18 protein-coding genes are annotated in these 25,670 nt (G+C 58.1%); 4 read left to right on the top strand and 14 right to left on the bottom strand.

The window, feature by feature from the left end; translation table 11 throughout:
- Positions 1–50: 50 nt before the first annotated feature.
- The 11 genes from kdpA to BSR28_RS01515 form a co-directional block, all read right to left on the bottom strand.
- Positions 51–1,691 (bottom strand): potassium-transporting ATPase subunit KdpA, encoded by a 1,641-nt coding sequence (kdpA, locus tag BSR28_RS01465; protein ID WP_073713128.1) that lies wholly within the window; start codon positions 1,689–1,691, stop codon positions 51–53.
- Between the two features lie 248 nt (positions 1,692–1,939).
- Complete coding sequence (locus BSR28_RS01470) at positions 1,940–2,410, bottom strand: hypothetical protein (RefSeq protein ID WP_073713129.1); 471 nt, start codon at positions 2,408–2,410, stop codon at positions 1,940–1,942.
- A 2-nt stretch (positions 2,411–2,412) separates the two neighbouring features.
- Positions 2,413–4,938, bottom strand: a complete 2,526-nt coding sequence (locus BSR28_RS01475) for an ATP-dependent Clp protease ATP-binding subunit (RefSeq protein ID WP_073713130.1) — start codon at positions 4,936–4,938, stop codon at positions 2,413–2,415.
- Positions 4,939–5,052: 114 nt separating this feature from the next.
- Positions 5,053–5,487, bottom strand: coding sequence for a D-aminoacyl-tRNA deacylase (dtd, locus tag BSR28_RS01480; RefSeq protein WP_073713131.1), 435 nt, complete (start codon positions 5,485–5,487; stop codon positions 5,053–5,055).
- Positions 5,488–5,513: 26 nt separating this feature from the next.
- The gene (locus tag BSR28_RS01485) at positions 5,514–5,960 is read right to left on the bottom strand and encodes a DUF2516 family protein (protein ID WP_073708463.1); all 447 of its coding nucleotides are present in this window, start codon (positions 5,958–5,960) and stop codon (positions 5,514–5,516) included.
- Between the two features lie 8 nt (positions 5,961–5,968).
- Positions 5,969–7,339, bottom strand: a complete 1,371-nt coding sequence (gene ygfZ, locus BSR28_RS01490; RefSeq protein ID WP_073713132.1) for a CAF17-like 4Fe-4S cluster assembly/insertion protein YgfZ — start codon at positions 7,337–7,339, stop codon at positions 5,969–5,971.
- Entirely contained in the window at positions 7,339–7,968 is a 630-nt protein-coding gene (locus tag BSR28_RS09010) for a hypothetical protein (protein WP_073713133.1), read from the bottom strand. The genes ygfZ and BSR28_RS09010 overlap by 1 nt, the downstream gene beginning before the upstream one ends.
- Positions 7,969–7,983: 15 nt before the next feature.
- Positions 7,984–9,054, bottom strand: a complete 1,071-nt coding sequence (locus tag BSR28_RS01500) for a hypothetical protein (protein WP_073713134.1) — start codon at positions 9,052–9,054, stop codon at positions 7,984–7,986.
- Between the two features lie 227 nt (positions 9,055–9,281).
- Positions 9,282–9,764 (bottom strand): Lrp/AsnC family transcriptional regulator, encoded by a 483-nt coding sequence (locus tag BSR28_RS01505; protein WP_073708459.1) that lies wholly within the window; start codon positions 9,762–9,764, stop codon positions 9,282–9,284.
- A gap of 285 nt (positions 9,765–10,049) precedes the next feature.
- Positions 10,050–13,784, bottom strand: coding sequence for a choice-of-anchor M domain-containing protein (locus tag BSR28_RS01510; protein ID WP_073713135.1), 3,735 nt, complete (start codon positions 13,782–13,784; stop codon positions 10,050–10,052).
- A 34-nt stretch (positions 13,785–13,818) separates the two neighbouring features.
- Complete coding sequence (locus BSR28_RS01515) at positions 13,819–15,864, bottom strand: TIGR03773 family transporter-associated surface protein (RefSeq protein WP_073713136.1); 2,046 nt, start codon at positions 15,862–15,864, stop codon at positions 13,819–13,821.
- Positions 15,865–16,126: 262 nt separating this feature from the next.
- On the opposite strand from BSR28_RS01515, the gene BSR28_RS01520 reads away from it, so the two are divergent.
- Together BSR28_RS01520 and BSR28_RS01525 are read left to right on the top strand one after the other, a co-directional pair.
- A complete protein-coding gene (locus tag BSR28_RS01520) occupies positions 16,127–16,747 on the top strand; it encodes a DUF47 domain-containing protein (RefSeq protein ID WP_073713137.1) in 621 nt (206 codons plus the stop codon).
- Positions 16,748–16,749: 2 nt separating this feature from the next.
- Complete coding sequence (locus tag BSR28_RS01525; RefSeq protein WP_073708455.1) at positions 16,750–17,802, top strand: inorganic phosphate transporter; 1,053 nt, start codon at positions 16,750–16,752, stop codon at positions 17,800–17,802.
- Between the two features lie 192 nt (positions 17,803–17,994).
- On the opposite strand, the gene BSR28_RS01530 is transcribed toward BSR28_RS01525, so the two are convergent.
- Both BSR28_RS01530 and BSR28_RS01535 read right to left on the bottom strand, forming a co-directional pair.
- The gene (locus BSR28_RS01530) at positions 17,995–19,440 is read right to left on the bottom strand and encodes an arylsulfatase (RefSeq protein ID WP_073713138.1); all 1,446 of its coding nucleotides are present in this window, start codon (positions 19,438–19,440) and stop codon (positions 17,995–17,997) included.
- 119 nt (positions 19,441–19,559) lie between these two features.
- Positions 19,560–21,107: a sulfatase-like hydrolase/transferase gene (locus BSR28_RS01535; protein WP_073708453.1), complete on the bottom strand. Its 1,548-nt coding sequence runs from the start codon at positions 21,105–21,107 to the stop codon at positions 19,560–19,562.
- Positions 21,108–21,169: 62 nt separating this feature from the next.
- On the opposite strand from BSR28_RS01535, the gene BSR28_RS01540 reads away from it, so the two are divergent.
- Positions 21,170–22,174 carry a LacI family DNA-binding transcriptional regulator gene (locus tag BSR28_RS01540; protein WP_073713139.1) on the top strand — a complete coding sequence of 335 codons (1,005 nt, stop codon included), beginning with the start codon at positions 21,170–21,172 and terminating at the stop codon, positions 22,172–22,174.
- A 51-nt stretch (positions 22,175–22,225) separates the two neighbouring features.
- On the opposite strand, the gene BSR28_RS01545 is transcribed toward BSR28_RS01540, so the two are convergent.
- Entirely contained in the window at positions 22,226–23,578 is a 1,353-nt protein-coding gene (locus BSR28_RS01545) for an MFS transporter (protein ID WP_073708451.1), read from the bottom strand.
- Between the two features lie 271 nt (positions 23,579–23,849).
- Between BSR28_RS01545 and BSR28_RS01550 the strand changes: the two genes are divergently transcribed.
- Positions 23,850–25,292 (top strand): NCS2 family permease, encoded by a 1,443-nt coding sequence (locus tag BSR28_RS01550; protein ID WP_073708450.1) that lies wholly within the window; start codon positions 23,850–23,852, stop codon positions 25,290–25,292.
- Positions 25,293–25,670 lie beyond the last annotated feature (378 nt).

Raw genomic sequence — 25,670 nt, forward strand, 5'->3', positions numbered from 1 at the left:
ACTTAAGTCCAATAACAGGGCAGGCGTTTAGGTGGCCTGCGGTAAACCGGTTACAGTAGCCCTTCGGCAATGGGTCCCAGTGCCAGGGCGGGGAACATGGACAGGGCGCCAATCAGTAGGACGTTGAAGATTAGTAGTCCAATGAAGAGCGGCGAATCAGTCCGTAGGGTGGCAGAGGATTCTGCGACGCGGGACTTGGTGCGCATGGATTCGGCCAGTTTCAGGGTGGCCCAGATGGGCACGAAGCGGGCCAGCAGCATGCTCAGTCCCATGGTGAGGTTGAAGAAGTTCGTGTTGGCGTCTAGGCCGGCGAAGGCGGAACCATTGTTGGCCCCGGCGGAGGTGTAGCCGTAGAGCAGCTCGCTGAAGGCGTGGATTCCGGGGTTGGTGACGTTGGTGTAGCTTTCGGGCCACAGGGCGGCCACGCCACTGCCCACTAGGATGAGTAGCGGGGTGGTTAGGCATAGGACCACGGCCATTTTCATGTCGATCGGGTCGATCTTCTTGTTGAGGTATTCGGGGGTGCGGCCGATCATCAGGCCGGTGATGAACACGGTCAGGATGACGAAGCCCAGCATGCCGTAGAGGCCAGAGCCCACACCGCCGAAGACGACCTCGCCCAGTTGCATGAGCAGCATGGGGAAGAAGCCACCGAAGGGCGTGTAAGAGTCGTGCATGGAGTTCACGGAGCCGTTAGAGGCGGCGGTGGTCATGATGGCCCAGAGGGCAGAGAGCCCTGCCCCGAAGCGGCTTTCCTTGCCTTCCATATTGCCGGCACTGGGGTCGATTCCGGCTACGTGGTAGTTGTATTCGGCCATGTAGGTGCCGATTAGCGCGGCGATCAGCAGGACGAACATGGAGATGAAGATGGCACGTCCCTGCTTGGGGTTCTTCACTCCCCGACCGAAGGCGAAGCATAGGGCGATGGGGATAATGATGATCGCTAGGCACTCTAGGAAGTTGGAGATGAAGGTGGGGTTTTCGAAGGGCATGGCAGAGTTGGCGCCAAAGAAACCGCCACCGTTGGTGCCCAGTTGTTTGATGGCTTCCTGGGAGGCGACCGGCCCTAAAGGTAGGTACTGTTTGGTGCCGCTTAGGGTGCTTGCCGAGGTCGAGTTGTACAGGCTCTGCACCACGCCCTGGCTGGAGAGGATGATGGCTAGTAGTGTGGCTAGGGGCAGCAGGATGTAGAGGACCACGCGGGTTAGGTCCACGTAGAAGTTTCCGACGCCGCGTAGTTGGGTGCCGCGTAGGGCCCGAATGAGGGCGTAGAGGACACTGATGCCGACGGCGGCAGAGACGAAGTTTTGGGTGGTTAGCAGTAGTGCTTGCTGCCAGCCTTGGAGGGTGGTTTCTCCGGCGTAGGATTGCCAGTTGGTATTGGAGACGAAGGAGCTGGCAATGTTGAATGAGAGGCCGGGGTTGATGCCACTGAATACTAGGGTGAGCCAGAAGGATAGCAGCCCGAAGGCAGAGAACATCATGACGTTGATGAAGTAGGAGCGTCCGCTCATTTCCACGTCTTCGTTTACGCCAATGGCCCGGTAGCAGGCGGTTTCGACGGGGCGTAGGCGCTTGCTCAGCCAGGTGGGTTCGGCGTGCATGATCTTGTCAATGTAGTGTCCTAGCGGGATAGCTAGCATGACGCTGACCGCTAGGAATAAAAGGATTTGGATCAAACTTACGTTCATCCCGTTTTCCCTTTCCAATACCTGTGGGGGCCAGTTTTGGTTGGCCCGGAGATTTAAGACATTGGAAAGCGTATCGAGGGCGTGTAAAAACGGTGTTAAAAATTTAATCCGGGAGCGTTAAAAATTGGTTGAAAATGCGCCCTCACCGTTTTTGGCGAGGGCGCATGGTTCAGATTTAGTTTTCCGCTAGTTCCAGCTTGGCGGGCTATCTTACCGTCCAGCTTGCCGGGCTTGCCTACCGTCCGACTTCAGTCTTTGAGGAAGATGGACACTGCTAACAGGGCGGTCGCAGGGACGGCCACTAGGGTACCGAACTGCATGACGGACCAGGGGCCAGCCACCGCGGTTGAAGCCGGGTTCACCAGGTTAATGCCTAGCAGGATCAGGAATCCGGCCAGGATTAGGGCGGCGGCGGCAATCGCGAACTGTAGGCCCACGCGCATCCGGAAGGGGTAGCGACGGAACTTGCGTCGGCGTAGCCCCAGGGCGGCACCCAGAATGATCGGGGTGCAGGCGAACTCTAGGAACACGATGGCCTGCTGGAAGTTCACGCCTACCCAGCCGAAAGCTGGAGCTAGGGTGTCTAGCAGCAGCAGGATGGTGATGCCTACGCAGCCGGCCAAAACCAGCCAGATCCCGATTTCGGGTTTGACGTATTCGGTCTTTGCGGGGGCTGCTTGGGTTTCCTTAGCGTCCTGAGTTTTGGGGCCTTCAGACATGATCAGTTACCTTCACCTTCAGTGACCGCACTGGCGTCATCCGGGACCTCAATGGCGGGGTATTCACCGTGGAAGGTGAAGTTCTGTTCGCCTTCGGGGCCTTCGACATCGACGGTGACCTGCTGTCCGGGGCGGATCTCTCCGAAGAGGATCTTCTCAGACAGGGCGTCTTCAATGTCGCGCTGTAGGGCACGGCGTAGCGGACGGGCACCCAATACCGGGTCGAAGCCACGATCGGCTAGCAGTTCCTTAGCGGCCGGGGTCAGCACAATGGATAGGTCCTGATCGCGCATGCGCTGGTCTAGGCGGGCAATCATCAGATCCACGATCTGGGTGATTTCTTCACGCTTGAGCTGCGGGAAGACCACAACCTCATCCACACGGTTTAGGAACTCGGGGCGGAAGTGCTGCTTGAGTTCTTCGTTGACCTTGGCCTTCATGCGCTGGTAGTCAGTGGCAGCGGCGCCGCCGGCCTGGAAACCAGTGAGGACACCCTTGTTGATTTCGCGGGTACCAAGGTTGGTGGTCATGATGATGACGGTGTTCTTGAAGTCCACCATGCGGCCCTGGGAGTCGGTCAGGCGACCGTCTTCTAGGATCTGCAGTAGGGAGTTGAAGATATCCGGGTGGGCCTTTTCGACCTCGTCAAAGAGGACCACGCTGAAGGGGCGACGGCGGACCTTTTCGGTCAACTGGCCACCCTCATCGTAACCAACGTATCCGGGCGGGGAGCCGAATAGGCGGCTAGCGGTGTGCTTTTCGCCGAATTCGGACATGTCAAGCTGGATCAGCGCGTCCTCGTCCCCGAACAGGAACTCAGCCAGGGCCTTAGCCAACTCGGTCTTACCAACACCGGTGGGGCCGGCGAAGATGAAGGAACCGCCGGGGCGCTTGGGGTCCTTGAGGCCCGCGCGGGTACGGCGAATCGACTGGGAAAGGGCCTTAACGGCGTCATCCTGGCCGACGATCCGCTTGTGTAGCTCATCTTCCATGTGCAGCAACTTGGTGGTTTCTGCTTCGGTGAGCTTCATGATCGGAATGCCGGTGGACATGGCTAGAACTTCCGCGATGGAATCTTCGGTGACTTCAGAGACGCTTGCCTCGGCACCTTCACGCCAGTTCTTTTCGGCCTCTTCACGGGCTTCAATCAGGCGCTTTTCGGCATCGCGCAGGGCGGCGGCCTTCTCAAAGTCCTGGTCCGCGATGGCGGCTTCCTTTTCGGTGCGGTTCTGGGCGATCTTGTCGTCGAACTCGCGTAGTTCCGGCGGAGCGGTCATGCGGGCAATGCGCAGGCGGGCACCAGCCTCATCCAGCAGGTCAATGGCCTTGTCCGGAAGGAAGCGGTCAGAGACGTAACGGTCAGCCATGGAGGCGGCCGCCCCGATTGCGTCATCGGTGATGATGACCTTGTGGTGGGCCTCGTAGCGGTCACGTAGGCCCTTGAGGATCTGGACAGTTTCTTCCACCGAGGGCTCTTCGACCTTCACCGGCTGGAAACGACGCTCTAGGGCGGCGTCCTTTTCGATGTGCTTGCGGTATTCCTCAATGGTGGTGGCACCAATGGTCTGTAGTTCGCCACGGGCCAGCATGGGCTTGAGGATCTGCGCGGCGTCAATGGCGCCTTCGGCGGCACCGGCACCAACTAGGGTGTGGATTTCGTCGATGAACAGGATGATGTCACCGCGAGTGGTGATTTCCTTCAGGACCTTCTTGAGGCGCTCTTCGAAGTCACCACGGTAGCGGGAGCCAGCCACTAGGGAGCCCATGTCTAGGCTGTAGAGCTGCTTATCCTTCAGGGTTTCGGGGACGTCACCGCGGACGATTGCCTGGGCTAGGCCTTCGACGACGGCGGTCTTACCTACGCCGGGTTCGCCGATGAGGACCGGGTTGTTCTTGGTGCGGCGGGAAAGGATCTGCATGACGCGTTCCATTTCCTGGTGGCGACCAATTACCGGGTCTAGGCGCTTTTCCATGGCGGCGGTGGTTAGGTTCCGGCCGAACTGTTCTAGGATCGCGGAGGCACGCTGCGCGTTCACGCCCGAGGAAGAACCCCCGACGCCCACGGTTTCCTTACCTTCTTCAGTGGGTGAAGAGTAGCCGGAAAGTAGCTGCATGACAGCTTTGCGTAGTTCGTTTAGGTCTACGCCCAGCTTGGTTAGGACCTGGCTGGCAACGCCGTCGCCTTCACGTAGTAGGCCTAGTAGTAGGTGTTCGGTGCCAATGTAGTTGTGGCCCAGTTGGAGGGCTTCACGCAGGGCTAGTTCGAAGACCTTCTTACCGCGCGGGGTGAAGGGGATGTGACCAGTGGTCTCAGTGGAGCCCTTGCCGATAATTTCAATAACCTGTTCGCGTACTGCTTCCAGGGTTACGTCTTTAGATTTGAGGGCCTTTGCGGCAATGCCTTCGCCTTCCGCAATGAGCCCCAAAAGTAGGTGTTCCGTCCCGATGTAGTTGTGGTTTAGGTTGCGCGCTTCGTCCTGCGCTAGCACTACTACTCGACGGGCACGGTCAGTGAACCGCTCGAACATGAATTCTTTCCTCCAAAATCCCGGGTGCAGACTAGTATCCGGGAATACTGGATTCCAGACTACGGCCCCGGCTGGGGGTAGCGCGCGCCTGTTCGCCAGAGGCGAGGGTTATGCTCAGAGCTCTACCAGTAGCGTGTACGGGCCGTCATTGACCAGCTCAACCTGCATCATAGCGCCGAATTCTCCGGTTTCGACGTGAATGCCCAGGTCGCGTAGGGCAGCTACTACGTCCTCGTATATCGGCTGTGCCACAGGTCCGGGAGCGGCCTGGGTCCAGGAGGGGCGGCGGCCCTTCACGGTGGACCCGTAGAGGGTGAACTGGGAGACCACCAGCATGGGGGCCTTCAGGTCCAGGGCCGAGGCCTCACCATCCTCGGTATCAAAGACGCGCAGATTGGCTAGTTTTTCGGCCATTTTCTTGACTTCAGCGGGGCCGTCTTCATGGGTGACACCCAGCAGGACCATCAGGCCCGGCTGGTCGATCTGTCCGCGGATCTGGTCGTCAACGCTGACTTTGGCGCGGGTGACTCGCTGTACTACTGCACGCATGATTACTCCTTTAGCTGATTAACGGCTTACCAGTCTCGGGGTCCGCGCTGACGCGGTTCACCACCAGGACGCTGACGGTACTGGCCGCGTCCCTTTTGCAGCGCCCGGAACTCGTTTACACGGTTGCGGTCCCCCGCTAGGTACACGCCCGGGATGGCCAGGAAGATGACGCCCCAGGCGCCGCCGCTCAGCAGTCCGGTAGCCCCGGGGAGCCAAACGGGTAGGTTCAGGTAGACGCCAAACAGGGCCAGCAGGGCCCGGGTTGCCCACACGCCCTGGCCGAAGCTCAGGACTACACCCAGCCAAAGGATGATCAGCCAGGCGTTCTTATTCAGGGATGCGAAAGCGGTGAAGGCGCGGGCGGGGGTCAGGCTGGCGTGAATCGCGGCCCACAGGAACAGTACTGGCAGCAGCAGGGTCAGGCTCAGGTTCACAACCGCCATGATCAGATTTAGCACGTAAGGCAATGACATGATGCTCCTTAGAGTCTGGGGGTTCCGGGGCGTCGCAGGGATTTGAGGAGTTCCGCGCCGGGTCGCATTTCGGGCGAGGCCGCGCTCTTCCCTTCCCTTTGGGCTATCTCAGTGACGTTAGCAGCTACCGGCCCGGCCTGCAGGGTGACCGCCTCGGTATTGCGCTTGATTACCGCTAGGGCGATGGGGCCGTCCTCGTAGTGTTCCGCCACAGAGGTCACGCGTCCCACGGCTTTTCCATCCACGGTCAGGGCTTCCCCGGGCTGCGGCAGTTCGGAGCCGGAACCGTCTAGGTGTAGCGCCACGATTCGCCGAGGGGGCCGGCCCACGTTCACGATTCTTGCCACCGTTTCTTGGCCACAGTAGCAGCCCTTTTTGAGGTGCACGGCGGTCCGCAACAGGTCTAGTTCGTGCGGCATGGTTTTATTGTCGATTTCAGCTTGGGCAGGTTCCCAGCGGTAGATCCGCAGGGCTTCCCAGGCGAGGAAGCCGGCTAGGTGCGTCCAGGTGATCTGGGTGTCGGCGCCTTCGGTGAGGTTGAGCTGGCCGGCGGGGGCCGAGCCCGGGTAGCCGGTACCCAGGGTGGTCAGGGCGTGGGCGGCCTGAACCGGTAGTAGGGTCAGGCGCACCTGAAAGTCCTGACCGGGGTGTTTGGCTTCCTGGGCGGGCGTGGTGTAGGTGGTGCCGCCCGGTTGGACAGCTGGCCAGGGGTGGCGGGCGGTCAGGGTGCAGGGCAGGCCAGCTAGGGGGCTGAGCGCGGCGGCCTCGTTCTGGTCAATCAGATCGCCCAAGACTAGGTAGTTTTCGGTCTGGTCGGTGATTTCCACCTGGGTGCGGAAGCGCATCCGGGTTAGGAACTCAGTGAGGGCCGCAGGGGTTTCGGTCAAGAACCAGAAGGCTTCGGCCGTGCGGGCGGTCAGCGCTAGGTTTTCGATGTGTCCCTGGGCGTCTAGGAAGGTCAGGTGGGTCCAGGACGCAAAGGCATCCGCATCCGCACCTTCCACCGAGGCCGTCATATCCGCGCCCTCTGCGAGGACCGGCAGGTCATCAACCTTCTGACTGCAGAGCTGATTGAGCCAGTTGGCAGCCTCATCCCCGGCGACCTTCACTACCCCGTAGGGCAGGACGGTCACGGCGGTTCCAGTAGCCAGGCGACGCTGCTCCCCCAGCGGGTCCCCGTAGTGTAGGGGCAGGTCCGCTCGCAGGGAGGCCTGGGCGGTTAAGTCTTCGGCGCTTAGGCCCGGCGCACTGCCAGCCGCGGTGGCTTCCTCGGCAGGCGCGTCGACGGCTGCGGCTTCTTCCGGCTCAGAATTCGGCTGGTCCCCCAGCTGGGTGACGCAGGCGGGCAGGGACGAAAAGGCTTCGTAACGGTTGGTCATTAAGCTTCCTGTTGCTCCTGGCGGGTTAGGCGCGCAATCGCGGTGGAGGTGGTGGCGTCCTCGGCCATGGCGCGGCCCTGAGAGACGGCCTCCGTGTAGTCGCGGGTGGAGAAGCGGTCTTCGCTCCACATGAGTTCGCCGCCTACTAGGCCAATCAGGCGGATCCGGCCGACGCCCTTTTCGGCTTCCTGGTTCCCGCCTAGGGATTGGATCTGGATCTGCGGGCCGCGGGCCACACCTACCCATTCGCGTAGGCTTTCGCCGTTTTCGTTCAGGCTATTGATTTCGAGGAAGCCCTGCACTTCTCCCGGGGCCTGGCGTTCATTTTCGGGGACCGGCTGGGTTTGGGTGACGGTGATTTCTAGGGTTTCCGTGACCGTGGGGGCCCCGGTTTCAGCCTGGATTTTTTCGGCACCGACGCGGGCACTGTCTCCGGGGATGATTTCTTCCGTGGAGGTGCCGGTCTGATAGGTGTTTTCCCAGCGTAGTTTGTCTTCAACCGCGTAGATTTTGGTGGTTAGGCGGGCGGGGGTTTCCGCGCTTAGGTCTAGGCGGTAGCCTTCCCAAGTGTCGATTAGCCAGGCTAGCGGTAGTAGGGGCGCGGGTAGGTTCGGGTCAATGGTGAGCATATTGGTACCTTTCGCTTAGCTACCCATGCGGACTAGCGCATAGGTGGGCATGGCCATGAGGACGACCGGGAGGACGCCCCAGGCGACTGAGGCCCAGAGGGATACGCGGGGCGAGGTGGGCCGCAGGACACGACCGGAAATGATGACGATTAGGCCCGATAGTAGGCCCACGAACAGGCCCACTACTAGGGCGGGTACGGCTCCCCCGCCAATGTATTGGCCCAGTTTTTGTAGCGCATCAGCGTTACGTCCGGTAATTACGCCGGTCTGGTAGAGCGCACCAGCAAGCGCGGCACCTACCACTCCGGTCAGGAGGACGTTTACGGTACGGGCGGTATCGGTGATCCCCCAGTAGTGGTTTACTGCGTTCATGACTCGGTAGACCCCAGTGGTTTCATTTCGCCAGTTACCGGGGATCAGGTCGTCTTCTTCTAGTTCGGTTTCGTGCAGGATCTGGTTCCATTGGGCGGTGCCCGCCCAGAACATGCGCATGAGCTGGAAGATTCCCATACTGATGGCCACACAAATGGAGGTGGCAACTAGCGCTAGTTTCCAGGAGCCGTGCGGGGCTAGGCCGACGATCGCGACGGAGCTGATCGCGGCGGCCGTGGTTAGGACGGTAGTTGAGACCGAGTCTAGCAGTCGGGCACGACCGTCTTTTCGAGCCATTTCAGCACCGAAAGCGGCGACTACGGAAAGTGCGAAGATGATGCCGGCAATGTAGAGGTCATCCAGGCGTCGGACGGTGGCGACGGAGACTAGCGAAAAGATTAGGGCGACGGTGGAAGAGTAGCGCGGGGCCGGTGCACCGATGGATCGCGGTAGGCCTAGGGAGATGATCGCGGCACAGGCGACCGCTAGAACGGTAAGGATATCGCGGTGCACGTAAGCACCTAGTACGACTAGGATGGCGACAGCGGTGGCCGATAGCAGCATTACTAGGGCTGACTTGGGGATGCTTAGCCAGTGGCCAGCGACCGCTTCGGTTTCCACCACGATACCGATCTCACCGGTTTTCCCAGCTTTTATCTGGTACTGCAGTGAGCGGTCTGGATCAGTCTTTACTTTGGGGTCGCTGCTAGTCATGCTTGGATAGTGCCATATCTTTTCGGTTTTTTCGCTTTCACCGGCTGCAATGTGAGCCAGCTAGTTCTATAATAATTGATACCACTGAACCGGCAAAGCCCCGGGCTCCAACTTTAGCCGCTTCGAGCGGCCTTCGCGCCGACAGGCGCTTTTCGGTTCAGTGGCTTTTTCATGCCTTAAATTAGTTTTGGGTGGGTTCCCTTTCGGTTACCCACCCAAAATCTTTTTCAGTTCTTACGCTTCGGTTCTAACGTATCTACCAGGCCTCTGATTCGGTAGGGAATCAAAGCCCGTAGGAACACGGTGGTCGAGGTGCGTTCCACGCCGGGGACCAAACGGATTTGGTCGCATACACGGTAGAGGTCATCGGTGTCTACGGCAGCGACGCGAACTTCTAGGTCAGTTTCACCGGAAGAGGCTAGGCATTCCACGACCTCGGGAATATTGCTTAGTTCTTCGATGGCCTTATCTAGGTAGTGCTGGCTTAGCTGCAGCGAGACTTTGGCTAGTAGGGGACGACCTAGGTGCTCTGGGGGCACGCAGGTGGAATAGTCACGAAGTAGGTTCTCTTCACGATATTTGGCCAGTCGGGTGTGAATGGTGCCGCGAGCTAGTCCGGTACGTTCCGAAATGGCCAGGACGGGCATGCGTGGGTCCTCATCGAGGATTGCTAGAATCCGCTGGTCAACACTGTCCAGGGTGGTACTCATCCTGTTTCTCCTTCAGATATTTTTTCCGGATTACCTTGTTACCGGAAGGCCGTAGACCACATTTAGTGTCATGCGGTCATTAACCATATTGCACAAATCATATTTAATACGACGGAGTTTATCAAGTTATTTTGCCATTTTGTCGACTTATTTTTGAACAATCAGTTTTAGACAAAATACTTTTCGGAAAATTTTAGAGCGGGATCGGTCTCTCAGGTGTCATCTGAGTGTTTACCGATCCCGCTCTTACAGTCCCCTCTCAGGGACGGTTGTCGCTAGGTGACTTTAGGATTTCTTCCGCCAGGCAGCGATCAGCAGGAATCCACCAATAAAGAAGGCGGCCACGCCGGTTCCCACTAGGATGCTGGGAAGCCAAGCGATCTGGGCATTTCCACCATCAGTCTGGGGAGCTGCCGCGTTGATGGTGTCAGCTTCGCTGGTGCCCTCGCTGGTTTGCGGGGTATTTTCTAGCGGAGTAGCAACCTCGGGGGTCTTTTCTGCTGTTGCTTCAGGGGCACCTTCCGGAGTGCCCTCCGGAGTCGCGGCGGCACCTGAGGTACCACTGATACCGGGAGCAAGAGCAGAGCTCACTGCACTACCCTGGGAGGCCTTATTGGTGGCCGCTACTAGGCTGGCTCCACCGTCACTGGGAGCATGTGCTGCTAGTGACGGATCTAGGCTTCCGTGTCCGTGTCGGACCGGACCCTGGGCGTTTCCACGGTCGAAGCCGGGGCCTAGTACCCGCGGATCTTGGTTTACGATCTGACGGCCGAGCTCAACGGAAGCAATTCCGGTATCACCCGGGACGGGCTGAGGAAGCACTGGAGCAGGCTTCGGTGCTACCGGGGCCGGCTTTGCCGGGGCGACGGGAGCAGGCTTTGCCGGAGCCACGGGAGCAGGCTTAGGCACAACTGGAGCCGGGGCCGGCTTCACGGGCTGAGGCGCCACCGGATTAACCGGAGCAACCGGGGCCGGAACTACCGGCTTGACCGGGCTGGGCACCACCGGATTGACCGGCTTGACCGGGTTCACGGGAGCTGGCTTCACCGGGGTCGGGGCCGGCTTAGGCGCAACCGGAGTCGGCTTAGGAGCAACCGGAGTCGGCTTTACTGGCTCAGGCTGAACCGGGCCGGGCTTCACCGGGGTCGGGGCCGGCTTTACCGGCTGCGGTTCCACGGTCGGTTCTGCCGGCTGAGGCTTTTCAGGTTCCACTGTCGGAGCCGGAGCCACCGGAGTTTCCGGAGTGACCACCGGATCGACATCCTTACCGGGTTTCGGCTCCACGGTGGGTTCCGATGTCGGTTGCGACGGTGCGGGCACAACCGGTGCTTCCGGAGTGGGCTTGACTGGGCTTGGGGCCGGCTTTTCCGGGCTGGGTTCAACTACCGGGGCTTCCGGAGCAGGTTCAACTACCGGGGCCGGCGGAAGTTCCTGTGCCTCAATTGCCTTCGATCCAATCTTGATGGCATCTTTACCGACTAGGAAAGTACTAACTAGTTTCTTGTTCTCAAGTTGACCCGACGGTCCACGCCACTGGTAGTTAAATGCCATGTTGTAAACACCGGGCTTTGAGAACCAGAAGTACTGGTGGTCATGCGAAGCCTGGTTGTAGGTGATTTTGACGGACTTGTCCGCAGAATCTAGCTGCCGATCAATCTTGCCGGAAAGATCAGTGTGTCCAGTCACCATTCGGCCGGGACCCACGAAGTCTTCTAGGGTCACATAGACGGGGCTGCCAGGTAGCTGGTCGAAGAAGGTATCCAAGCTTTCGGTGTTGAAACCTACCCAGGGGAAGCGTTCATCCTGGACCTGAGGGAGCGCGTAGACCTGCTCAGCGAATCCCGACAATTCCTCCAAGTTAGCAGGCGCCTGCACCTTGGTCGGCTCCGGCACTGCGATCGCGAAGCTCTTCGAGGGGCGCCTAACGACCTCGGCCGGGTTTTCTCCGTCATTCAGGTAGACATCGGGGCCGTCATCCAAAGACCCCAGCGCTAGGTCCATGTGGCCACGTTCGACGAGGTGATTCGGGATAGCGTCCGCCCAGACCTTACGCAGGTCGAAAGCAGCACGATCTGCTGGATTGAGCTTCTCTGGGTCAATTTCGGGTGCTTCTACCGTCGCGGGGTTTCCGGGATTGACTCCCGGCTTGGGCTGGGGTTTCGTGCCGGGTTCAGGCTGTCCCGGGGTTGGGTTTTCCGCCGTAGGTGAGGGTTTACCGGGTTCCTCAATTGTTGGCTTGGGAGTTCCAGGCTTTACTGGAGTTGGCTGTGCGGGATCCTCGGCACTTGCGCCGGGTTCCGGGGTGGCCGAGTTGTCAGTCTTTCCTGGAAGCTTGGGGAAATCCTTTGAGTTGGCACCCGTAGCCTTTGGTAGGGTCGCACAGGTGATTTCATCGTTTTCTGGCAGTAGCGGTAGGCCCGTTTTTAGGCTCTGACGGTAGCGGTTAATGGCCTTGTTACCGACCACGAAGCGCGCTTCGTTGAAATCATATTTCTTGGTGCCATTGGGCAGATTCACGTAGAAGGAAACTGAGTAACCGTAGACACCAGGCTTATTGAAAACAAACTGAGTCTGTAGTTTCTGTGCCTTTAATAGTTGGACCTGACCAGAATAGGAGGTGAATCCCCCGACTAGCGGCATTAAGCCCTGGCCTTCATCTAGGCCAACGACCATTCTTCCGCCGGCCGGGATGGTTTTGATGGAGTAATCGACCTGGACACCCTGGGCGCCAATCTGACTGTAGTCCAAGCTGGAGGTATCAATTCCTAACGAGGGCGCTTCCGCACTTCCCTGCTTAGGCGTTACCCAAAGGAAGGGGGAGTTGTCTGCGCGCAGGTCCTTTAGATAGGGGTCGGTTTCTGCGGCGCAGTGCAGGTTTGAATCGGGCACTTCGATAATCGGACCTTCACCGAAATCAGTACCGTCTGCTCCGAAAGTGTTATAAGTCAGCTTCCCACCACTCTTCCACTTTAGGGTGGAGTAGTTGCTTCCAGAGCCCACCCGATCTTCAGGGTGCTCGGCTAGCTTTTCGCTCTTGGCAGCTTTATCGTATTCCTCATCAGAGGCAACCGGGGGATTTACCGGCTCCTTCGGGGTAGCCGGGAAATCACTTTCTGGTTCGCTTAAACCGGCAGCTTCCCGCTGGGCTTCTGCCGTCTGGTTAATCGAGTTCAAACCGGTAGTAAAGCCTTTGGGTAGGCCTACTTCCTCGTCAGGGCCAACTAGCCAGTACTGCTTCACGGGCTTGGAGACCTCGGTGGTGCCGTCTAGATGTCTACCAGAAGCTACCCAGGTAAGCTCGTAAATACCGGGCTTGCTGAAGGTCCAGTCCACGTGACCATGGCCGCCCACATTAATCGTTAGACGTCGCTTATCACGGGATGAGAGATGACGCTGCGCCTTTTCCCAACCGGGATTGTAGTTAAAGATCTCAAGGTCACCCGGGCCCTTAATATCAGTCAATTCGAGTTGCACCACGTCACCAACAAAATCGGTAGGAACTTCCCATTCATGGTGGGGATCAAAGGCGCCGTAACCGGCCCAAATGGGACGCCAGCCAGGGTACTGGTAGGCGGGGGCGTGCCAGAGGATCCGTCCGGGGGAACCCAAGAACGCTAGGTTCGGGTCCTTGGGGACGAACAGGCGGGATAGTTCCTTGCCGGTACCGTCTGCGTCGGGGGCTAGGCGCATACAGGTGGAGTCCTTAGGCATCACTTGCATCCCAGAAACAGTCATAACGGTAAGTTCACCCTGGCTGCGAGTTACGTAAGTGGCATCCACGTGGCTGCGGTAGAGTAAGTGACGGCCCGCGCAGGGGTGCTTGATGGTTTCCCCATCTTTGACCATGGTGGCGTTTTCCGGAAGGTCTTTCCAGACACCTTCGTCGGATGGCCTATGTTCCGGGCGGCTGCTTTCGGCGGCTTGGGCAAGGCCGGCGGGTCCACCTAGCGGGGCCAGGGTCAAGCTGACCAAACCTAAGGTAATGGCTGCCGTGAAGGCTTTTAGTTTTTTGAGTTTCACAGGTTTTACTTTCTAAGTTTAGAAATCAGCAGATTCAGGCAGTTCGACGAGTGGCTACTAGGCCAGCACCCAGGACCATGATTCCGGCGGCGAAGACCAGCATGGGTAGGGTCGTGTCACTGGTGCCGGTGGCGGCTAGCTGGGTGGGGGTCTGTCCTAGTCCCTTGGTGGAGCCTAGGTGGTCGACTGCTTGGCCGTTCTGGTCAATGACCTTGCCCTGCGGGGTGATGCCACCGATCGGGCAGGGTTTGCCTTCCGCGGTAACCCACTGAGTTTGGGTACCACCCTGGACAACTGAACCTAGATCAAAGTGGCCGGAGGTAACACCGCGTCCGGAACCTACTAGGAAGGTGAGGTTGGCGGTGGCGCTGAGCTTACGTCCATCCTTAACGGTGGCGGTCTGCTTGATAGCTAGACGGTAAGTGCCGGGGGCGTCGAAGACCCAGTTGGGGTGAACGTGTACGTTACGGTCTAGGGTCAGGATGCCGGTGGGGTGTCCCGGGCTAGCAGAGAACCAGGACTTGCCAATGATCTGCCCGAAGTTACCGGAGGTGAATACTTCCATGTTGCCGGGGCCAGAGAATCCCACTAGCTGCCAGGTGACAGGGCCGGTGGTTTCGGCTAGCAGGCTGGGGTCCATGGTGTTGGCACCAACCCAAGGTACATTTTCCTGCTGGGTAGAGCCGATCATCCAGACCTGCTTTCCGGGGGCGATGCGGCCCACTGCCTGGGTGGTCTTGGTGGCAGAGGCCGGGCCTAGCAGGAACGGCACCGATTGCGGGGTGCGCATAACGGCAGGGCTGCGACGGTCGTCCTTAACGGCAGCCTGCAGCTGCGGCGGCATGGCTACGCTCTTAGGGAAGCACTTGGTTTGGGTTTTTGGTGCCGAGGGCGCAGGGGCAGCTCCACCGGGCTGTGCGGGGGCCGGCTGGCTGGGTTGGTGCGCTTCGGGGGCCTTACCGGAATCCAGCGGGTTTTTGGGTTGGCCCGGGTTCTGCGGCTGGGCCGGGGTAGGAGCGGCCGGGGCGGTGCCTTCTGGGCTGGGCTGCTCGACGGTGCCTTCCACGGTGGGGACGGCAATCGGCGCTTCAGTTGAAGGAGCGGGCTTAGGGGCCGGCTGTACGGGTGCCGGTGCCGGTTGCGTGGGGGCCGGGGTGACCGGCTTCGGGGCCGGCTTGGGAGCGGGCACTGGCGCAGGGGCCGGAGCTACCGGCTGAGGTGCCGGCTTGGGGGCCGGCTTAACGGGATTGGGCGCAGGTTGAGGAGCCGGGACCACAGGTTTAGGTGCGGGCTTCGGAGCAGGCGCAGGAGCCGGGGTGACCGGCTTTGGAGCCGGCTTAGGTGCCGGTGCCGGCTTGGGTGCCGGTGCCGGCTTGGGTGCCGGCTGCGGGGCGGGGGTTACGACCTCGTCAGCGGGACGGGTGTCCTTAGTGCTCTTCTGCACGTTCCAGTGGTACTTTGCGACATTGGACTTGAAAAGCTTGCCGTCCTTATAACCGGTGGCCTGGACGGTGAAGTTGTAGTCGCCGGCCTTTTCAAAGAGCCAGTAGGCGTGAGTATGTGCCGGGAAGGTCTGTTCGCGGACCGCGCCGCTCTTCAGCTCGTACTGATTATTCTTTAGTAGGGGTGCTGTGCCACCAAAACCTTCCTCAGTGATCAGGAAGACCCGACCGGGGCCATTTACCTCGGTGAAGTTAATATCAATGGCTTTAAAGCCTGACCCCTGAACCTCTCGAGTGTCCCAGCCGGGCCAGAGGAGCTTCAGGTCCTGAGTCAACGGTAATAGGTAACCGATGCTTTCAATACCCTTCAGACCCTTGGTAATTTCAGTGTAAGCCTCAGGCTTAATGCGCAGGGTGACGGTTTCGGGTTCACGGTAGACCGAGTGTCCGGTGACGTCTTCTTTGAGGTTGAGTTTTAGGGTGTCCCCTTCGGCAGAGACGTTGAAGGCATCTACGTGCCCGTGATCGAGGACGACTGTGTTGGAGTTTTCAGCCGCGGCGGTCAGTGGGGTAAGTCCGCTCCATAAAAGGGCTGCGACGCCTAGGATTCCGCAGGCTTTTTTCACGCTATTTGACACTTTTTGCTCTTTCTAAAACGCCTAGGGCACCCTAGACCGTTGTCGATAATGATTCTTAAAAGCAAGAATACTGATAATTATTCTCATAAGCAACTCTGTTTAGAGACCAAAAAATGTGAGCAATAATTTAAATTAAGACGAAAATCTCTAAGCTTTTTGCTCAAAAAAGCCCAAATTGGCCAGCAACCCCAGTCTAGGTTTACCCAAAGGGCTTTAGGCTCTAAAATAAAACCGCACTGTAAACTAAACTGAGGAGTCCCAAATGGGAATCAGCTTCCGCTCGTCCGACTCTGCCTTCTTCGATCTTTTCACCACCACCGCTGACCACCTGGTCAAAGGTATTGCCATTCTTGATGAGATCGTCCACCAGGACATCCTTGAACGAGCCTCTCTTCGAGATCAGCTCCACGAAATTGAACAGGCCGCCGACCTGACCACTCACCAGGTCATCAAAACTCTGAATGCCACCTTCGTAACCCCCATCGACCGTGAGGATATTGCCGAACTGGCCCACGTCCTCGACGACTGCATGGACTACGTTGACGAAGCCGGCGACCTAATCGTCCTTTACCAACTAGAAGAACTGCCCGCCGGCATCTTCGAACAGGTCAAGCTACTTGATCAGTGCGCCCAGCTAACCGCTACGGCCATGCCGGGCCTTCGCAAGATGGAAGGCCTACGCGACTACTGGATTGAAATCAACCGCCTAGAAAACGCAGGCGACCGTGTCTACCGTGACATGCTGGCCACCATCTTCGCTTCCGGCACCGATGCCCTAACCGTCATTAAGCTCAAGGACGTCATTGAGACCCTAGAAAAGGCCATGGACCGTTTCGAGGCCCTAGCTAATACGGTCGAAGCAATCGCCATCAAGGAGTCCTGATCGTGTCGATTACCCTCTTTTTGGTAATCACCGTAGTGGTCTTGGCCCTGGCCTTCGACTACACCAACGGCTTCCACGATGCCGCTAACGCGATTGCCACCTCAGTCTCTACTCGCGCGCTAACTCCCCGGGTAGCCCTGGGAATGGCCGCCGTCATGAACGTCATTGGCGCCATGCTAGGCACCGAAGTCGCCAAAACCATTGGTGACGGCATTATTGACATTAAACAATTCACCGACTCCGGGGACGCTAACCTACAGTTACACGGCCTCGTAATCGTCCTAGGCGCCCTAGTGGGCGCTATCGTCTGGAACCTCATCACCTGGTGGTTCGGACTCCCCTCATCTTCCTCCCACGCCCTCATTGGTGGCCTAGTAGGCGCCGGTTTAGCCTCCGCCACCCAAGTAGAATGGTACGGAATCCTCCATAAGGTCATCATCCCCATGTTCGCCTCCCCCGTGGTGGGCTTCGTCTTGGCCTATGGCTTTATGGTGCTGATCCTCTGGATCTTCAAGAGCCGCCCATACCACCGGACCATGCGTCGCTTCCGTATCCTGCAGACCATCTCTGCGGCCGCCATGGCACTAGGCCACGGCCTACAGGACGCGCAGAAGACCATGGGCGTGATCGTAATGGCCCTGATCGCTGGTGGCCACGCCGAATCCTGGGGACTAATCGACGCCCAGGGCGGACTGGTTATTCCTTGGGAAGTAAAGATCGCCTCCGCACTGGCTATCTCCCTAGGCACCTACTCTGGCGGCTGGCGCATTATGCGTACCCTAGGACGCAAGATGATCGAACTAGATCCGGCCCGTGGCTTCGCCGCTGAAACCGTTGCCGCTGGCGTTCTCTACACCACCGCCTTCGTTACTCACTCCCCCATTTCCACCACGCACACCATTACGGCCGCCATCATGGGTGCCGGTGCTACCAAGTCCATGAAGGCAGTGCGCTGGAACGTGGCTAGGGATATTGTGATCGGCTGGTTCCTAACTATCCCGGCCGCCGCCGCCGTGGCCGCGGTAATCTACTGGATCTTCAACCTAATCATTTGATTAGCTGCACTCTACGGCTTTCAGCAGTGACACAGCTAGGCTTTCCAAAGCTACGCTACGAAGCTCAAAACTGAATCTTCAGACTAATAGTTTGGGTCCGATTCCAATCCGGAATCGGACCCAAACTATTACAGTCAGTATTACCCAGACCTAGCACCCTCTAAACCGATGCTAGTGCTGCTTTACCAGCTGCTACCGCAACTCTGAGGGCAAGGGAATAGACTCTTCCAAAACGCAAGAGGTAGGTCGGCCGGGAACTAGGGTGTCATCCTCGCCCACAAAGCCCTCTGGGCGCCCCTGCAGGTACTTACGCAAGTATCCTCGCCCCTGATCCAGCAGCTCCTGTACGCGGGCCTCAGGCAGCTCCAGCAGCAGGTTATGGGTCTCTTCTGGATCCTGGGCTAGGTCAAAGAGCTGCTCAGTCCCAGATTCGCTCATCCAGATGTACTTCCACTGTCCCCAGCGGATCCACTGAATGGACTGACCGAAGAGCTGATGCTCACCGTGCAGGGCTTCGCGCCACTCTTCGGGCTCACCGGGCTGCAAGAACGAACGCCCCTCAACCTCTGGCGGGCATTCCACCCCCGCCCATTCCAAAATGGTGGGCATAATGTCGCGCATTTCCACAATCCGGTTTTCTTGGCGTGCCGCCAAATCCTTCGCATGCAGGATCAACGGCACCTTCGCGGAGCCCTCATACGGGTAGCCCTTACGCCACAAGCCGTACTGCCCCAGCATTTCACCGTGGTCAGAAGTGAAAACCAACAGCGTGTCATCTAGGACGCCGAACTCAAACAGGGCCTGGCGCAGGCGCGAAATCTGCGCATCAATATGGGCCATAGAAGCGTAGTAGCCGGCCATCGCGCGGCGTCGCATCTCCGGTCCCGGATCGGTCACCAGGGCGGCCGGGTCATGCTCTTGGTACCACTGTTCAAAATCCGCATACCAGTCACATTCGGCGAAGTCCGCGAGGTCTGCATCGCGGAAGATTTCCCAAGCCCACTGCGGCGGATCATAGGGCGGGTGCGGGCGGTGGTAAGACACGTACAGGAAGAACGGTCGGTCCGGGTCGCGACGGTAGAGCCATTCGATGGATTCCTCAGTCACCCAAGAGGTGGGGTGTAGTCGCTCTGACTTATCCCACGGGCGGGCCACGAAACTATTGCATTCCATGCCCGAATCAATGTAGTCCGAGGTCGCGTGGTCCTCTTTCCGCAACCACGCTAGGTAGTCGTCGTAGAAGCGCACATCGCGACTGCGGTCGCGGGAAGCGTGCAGGTAGCCATCGTGCAGGATGACGTTTTCGAATCCGGCGCGGTTTCGTTCGGGCCAGAAGTGTAGTTTGCCGACCGCCTGGGTTTGATAACCAGCCTGGGTTAGGACACTGGGCAGGGTGGTTTTGAAGTCGAAGGGAATCTTGTCCTGGTAACCAATGCGTCGGTGGTTTTGGGCAGAGAGCCCGGTGATCATGGAGACACGGGCGGGCACGCAGGTGGGGTTCGCGGCGTACGCTTCGGTGCAGTCCACCCCGGTCGCGCCTAGGTGATCGATGAAGGGGGTGTGAACGTCCTCGTTCCCGTGAACCCCTAGGGCATCACCACGCCATTGGTCAGCACAAATTAGAACAATGTTTCGCATAGCAAAAGTTTACCCCGGAAAGGAGGGCTTTTGGGAGTTGCTTCCCAATCTAGCCGACCTTTCCGGGGTTTTACTCAGGATTTATTAGGTTTCGTAGTGAGGCCTAGGCCCTAACGGGTTTAGGCGTCGTCACGGTTGCCGTCGATGCAGACGTTGGTGGTCACGTAGGTGCGCTCATCATCGTAGCCGCGACGGGGCGGGTGAACCTGACCGCGGCCAATGATGGTGCGGCCCCAAGCGGATTCTTGGGCGGTTTCGTGGGCCTTGAACCAGTCATGCAGTTCGGTCTTAAGGTCCGCCTGGATACCCTTGTGATCGCTGGTGTCAGCCAGGTTTTCACGTTCTTCCGGGTCATTGGCCAGGTTGTAGAGTTCAATGGGGCCGTCGTAGCGGTCAATGAACTTCCAGTCGCCGTTGCGGATCATGCGGCCAGAACCGTATTCGTCGTAGATGACCACGGAGTCGGTGCCGTCACCGGGGCGTTCACCCTTGACCAGTCCGGCTACGGAGTCACCGGCACGCAAGGGGTCTTCTTGCGGTTCCACACCGGCAAGTTCACAGATGGTCGGGAAGAAGCTGGTGGCAGAGACGTGGTCAGCAACCGTACGGGCCTGACTCTGTCCGGGTAGTGAGATCACGAAGGGGACGCGGACGGAGTTCTCCCAGAAGTTCATCGGGAAGGTGCCGTTGCCCTTGCCCCAAATACCGTGGTGACCACAGCTGAAGCCATTGTCAGCCATGTAGACAACAACGGTGTTTTCATCCAGACCATTAGCCTTTAGGCGGTCTAGCAGGTCCTTCAGGGCACGGTCCACACCGGAAAGTGAGGCGGCGTAGCCCTGCAGGTACGGGGTGGGGTTAGCGAAGGCGTCCTCGAAGTCCTTCTTGAACTGCTTGGTCCACGGGTGCGGATCTTCGCGGGGGACGGATTCGAACTCGCAACCGTCATAGAGGTCGTAGAGGTCCTGCGGGTGGTTGTTGATCCACGGGTCGTGCGGAGCGGTGAAGTTTACCTGCAGGTAGAAGGGTGCCGGGTTGGGGTTATCCTTCGGGTTTTCCGGATCCGATCCGGGGGCCTGCGAGGGGTCGTTGGTGCCCGCCTGGAAGCGGCCGGCGCCGGTGTCGGCAGCGCGCTTGGCCTGGCCCATCTGGTCGATGAACTTGCAGGCTTCTTCCGCGACTGCATAGGTAAAGTAGCGTTCTTCGCTGACGCGGGTGCCGTCCTCGGACCACACGGGGGCGCCGTAGTAGGGGCCGCCGCCTAGTCGGTGGGCGTACCAGAAGTCAAAGCCCGGGGCGGGACGCTGCGCGGTACCGACGTGCCACTTGCCGGACATGCCGCAGGTGTAGCCGGCGCGCTGTAGGGTTTCGGGGAGGTTTGCTAGTCCACCTAGGTAGACGTCCTCGGCGGCGTCGGGGTGGCGCTCCCCTACCAGCCAGTCGTGCACGCCGTGGGCAGAGGGCATGCGGCCGGTCAAAAGTGAGGCACGCGCGGGCGAGCAAACCGGGGACGCGCAATAGAAGTTATCGAAGGTGGTTCCGTTAGCAACTAGGGAGTCCACCGTGGGGGTCACCAGCTCCGGCATGGTGCGACTCATTGCCCACGGACCCTGGTCATCTGTGAGGATTACCAGAAAGTTGGGGCGTGTCTGCGTGTTCTCAGTCATTTTTGACAGCCTTTCAGGAAGATAGTCTAAGTATTAAGTTTTTCGTTTAAGGAAGGATGCTGATGGCCAGGGCTACGCGTGCTGATGTGGCTAAACTTGCGGGTGTCTCCCTTGCGACGGTTTCTCATGTGATGAACGGTCGCGCGGAAGAGCTTGGCTTTAATCCCCAAACCGCTAAGCGGGTCGAGGAAGCTGCCGCCCAGCTCGGTTATATCCCCAAGGCTGCGGCTCGTGCCTTCCGTTACCAACGGACCAAGGTAATCGCCTTCTTCATGGGTGAAGTTCCCGAGTCCCTGCACCTGCCAGTCTTCAATGAACTGTTGCTAGGTGCGGTGGAAGCGGCAACTAGGGCGGACTACTTTGTCTTGCCGGTGGTTCTGCCGCCAGAGCAGTCGGACTTGATTCCTCAAATTATCCGCCGAACTCTACAGGAAGTCGAGTTGGCTGGGGCCCTGTGCGAGGTGGGTGACCACCCCTTTGAGGCTTTCGATCTGTTGAAGAAGAGTCAACTGCCGGTGGCTTGGATTTTCCCGCATTCCTTAGCCCCGCAAGTCCCTGAGTGTGCCACTTTTGGGATTGACGAGGCCGCTGGCGTACGTGAACTTTTAGGCCAGATCAACACGTCGGTCGTTAAGAATCCGGTCTACTTGCGTGGTCCGGGTCCGTTGACGGCGCGTCGCGAACCATTCTTCGAGCTGTTCCCACACGCCCGTACGGTGGAGGCGGAAAGTTGGCTTTCCGGGGCCGGGTATCGGGCTTTGGGATCTTGCGTAGCTAACGATTCGCACCCCGATTTAGTATTTGCGGCCAACGACCCTTTGGGTTTGGGCGCGCTAAATGCGGTTCGGGATTTAGAAATCGTTTTCCCTCACGATATTCAGTTGTTTAGTTACGGTAACTTCGATCAGGTTCAGTCACCGCTGGTTCAATTGTCGGCGATTCATTGGCCGCTGACGGAACTTTCAACTTTGGCCGTTGAGTCTTTGGTAGATCCGGCAGGTCTAACCCCAGGAGTTCGAAACCTGCCTTCTACCGCGCGCGTTCGCTCTACTACACTTCGTCCCTGAAGTTCCCGCCGGTGGGCGGTCACTTTCAGGGACGAAGCATAGGGTTTAGTTTCAGCGCTTTAGTTCGCCTTCGGCTACTGCTTCTAGGCTCTCATTGGTGGATGCCAACCAGGGGTTGAATAGGACCAAGAGGAACATGAGGAAGTAGACGGTAGCGTACGGGGCGATGGCGTAGTAACCGTGGTCGTGTACCAGACCGGGGATGATGAAGGCGGTAATAGCCGAGCACATACGGGCTAGGGCCTGGGTTAGACCAGCACCGAAACCACGTAGTTCGGTCGGGTAGGCTTCTGCAGACCAGATCCAGGCTAGAACAGCCGGGCCAAGCCAGGTGGCGAAGGTCCAGCAGATGAAGCCGGTGAAGAGGAATGCGTTTGAGGTGCCACCTAGCAGACCCACAGTCAGCGCGGAAGCGGTTAGGACGGCTGCGGTGACTAGGCCTAGGGTACGGCGGTTAACACGGTCGATTAGCTGAACACCAATCAGTAGTGCGAATAGGCCGATGCAGTTAGCGGCTAGGGAGATGTAGAGGTTTTGCTTAACGGCAATGCCAGCTTCGTTGAAGATCACCGGGCCCATGAAGGAGACGATCGGGCCAGCGGTGGTGTTCAGCATGAAGAAGGCGGTGCAGACCAGCATACGGCGACGAGCATCGCCCTTGAATAGCTTGCGGTATTCGCGGTTGGTCTTCTTGGGCTTGGCCTTGAGGACTTCCTCGTCTAGGTCTAGGGCCTTGAGGATCTGGTAGGCCTCTTCTTCACGGCCGTTCTGGATTAGCCAGCGGGGGGATTCGGGTAGCTGCTTACGTCCCATTAGCACTAGGAAGGACGGGACCGCAGCGAAGAGGAACATGCCGCGCCAGATCCAGGAGTGGTAGGCCTCCGGAACGGTGGCCTGTAGCACGATGGCCATTACGATGGAGAAGATAGCACCTAGGATGAAGGTGATGTTAGGCAGTGAACCTGCGAGGCGGCCACGACGGGCGGCGGGAGCAACTTCCGCTAGGAAGGCGGAGGAGCAGGAGAGGTCCATACCGATGGCAACACCGATTAGGAAGCGCATTACCCACAGCATCCAAACCTGGGTGATGAGGGCGGCACCGATAGCGGTAACGATGAAGACCCAGAGGTTGAAGGCGAAGACCTTCTTACGTCCGATGCGGTCTGCCAAGTCACCGAAGGCGATTAGACCGACAGCGGTACCGATGAAGGAGACTGCTACCAGCAGGCCCTTATCACTAGAACTGAGGGCGAAGTCCTTTGACAGGAACACCATGGCCACACCAATAACGGTGAGGTCGTAGCCGTCAATGAACTCGCCGAAGGCGATCAGAGTCGAGGACCATTTCTTAATAAAACGTGCCCGCTTTTCATCCACGTAAATCGTGGGGTCTGCAGTTGACATGCGCTTACTCCATTTTTCTTTTGGAACCCAAAAGGTTTCTTTTCATCTGTGAAATGAAGACCTAGAAGATGTATAGACTTCTTTGTCAGGTGATAATTTATCACGCGATAATATAGATAAAAAGCGGGATTCAATAACAATCAGGTAAAGATTTTTTGATTTGACTCAATTAAAGCCGTTTGGGAATTTTCACGCCCTGCTAACTGTGGCAGAATAACCAGTGGATCGACTTTGGTCCCGTTATTTCCATAACTACATTAAAGGATGGCTCGTGAAAACGGTTCAGACACTCACGAACAATCAGGCCCCGAAGAACGCCCTCGACAAGTTCTTCCAGATCACCGAACGCGGCTCCTCCATTGGCGCCGAAGTCCGAGGCGGCGTAGTTACCTTCTTCGCCATGGCCTACATTTTGGTACTCAACCCCATCATCCTCGCCCCCGCAGCTGAAGCTGCCGGGATCAATAAGCCCGCCATTGCCGCGGGTACCGCCCTAATCGCTGGTTTGACCACTATCCTCATGGGTGCGGTCGCCAACTTCCCCCTAGCCATGGCTGCCGGCATGGGCCTTAACGCCATGGTCTCCTTTACCCTCTGCCTAGGCCTAGGTTTGACTTTCCAGGAAGCCATGGGCCTTATCTTCTGGGAAGGTGTCCTGATTACCCTGCTAGTCTTGACCGGCTTCCGCGAGGCCGTTTTCAAGGCCATCCCGACTCAGCTTAAGACCGCTATCTCTGTAGGTATCGGTCTTTTCATTGCCTTCATTGGCCTAGTCGACGCAGGTATCATCCGCCCCGGCGGCACCCCCGTCCAGTTGGGCATCAACGGCTCCCTTGCTGGTTGGCCGGCCCTAATCTTCGTCGTGGGTCTAATCCTCACGATCGTCCTTTACGTTAATCACGTACGTGGCGCCATCTTGATTGGTATTGGCGGTTCTACCGTCCTAGCCATGATCATTCAGGCTTTTGTTCACCTACCCATCAAGTCTGATAAGGCTCCTACCGGTTGGGGTATTACTATTCCGGAACTTCAGGGTTCTCCGATTGCCCTACCCCACTTCTCTTCCCTGGGCATGATCGATTTCTTCGGCGCCTTCCACAAGCTGGGCTTTATCGCAGTTTTGCTTTTGGTATTCAGCCTGATGTTGGCCGACTTCTTTGACACCATGGGCACCATGGTCGCGATTGGCGCGGAAGCTGAACTACTTGACGAGCAGGGCATTCCGCCCCGTTCTCAGCGCATCCTACTAATCGACTCCATTTCCGCAATTGCCGGCGGTTTGGGTGGCGTTTCTTCTAACACCGCCTACGTAGAATCCTCTGCCGGCGTGGGCGAGGGCGCACGCACTGGTTTCGCCAACATGGTGACCGGTGGTCTGTTCCTCCTGTCCATCTTCTTCGCTCCCCTAGTCGAACTAGTTCCCTCTGAAGCCGCCACCACCGCACTGGTTTTCGTGGGCTTCCTAATGATGACTCAGGTAGCTGAGATTGATTGGCAGGATCCCGAAATCGCCATCCCAGCCTTCTTGACCATTGCCTTCATGCCTTTCGCTTACTCCATCACCGTGGGTATTGGCATGGGCTTTGTCTCCTTCTTCATTATCAAGTTGGGTCGCGGCAAGTTCAAGGAAATCCACCCGCTCATGTGGTTGGTTTCCCTGCTATTCGTCCTTTACTTCGTCCTAGGACCGGTACAGGCACTACTAGCTGGCTGATTTCCGTAGCTAACTGAGTGATCCGCAATTAGGGGATAGTCTTCTAAAACCTAATTTTTAGTTCGGAACCACTATTCAACAAGAGGGTCCAGAAGCAATTGACTGCTTCTGGACCCTCTTTTGAGCAATTTTCAATTTTTCCAATTTTCACAATTTTTCCGGGTTAGAGCTCCTGGCAGCGTCAACTTATGCCACCGTAAAGCAGAAAATCGAACATATTGACCCAATATGCAATTTTTTAAATCAATTTTACTAAAATGTGATTTTGACTATAAATAGACACGTGGCGGACCTTTCAATATTATGTGACCAGGCTATATAGGCCCTATGGCCCAACGAAGATGTTAGCCACCTTATAGCCGCGTATCAGGAGGACCG

The organism is Boudabousia liubingyangii, from assembly GCF_001907245.1.
GTDB lineage: Bacteria > Actinomycetota > Actinomycetes > Actinomycetales > Actinomycetaceae > Boudabousia > Boudabousia liubingyangii.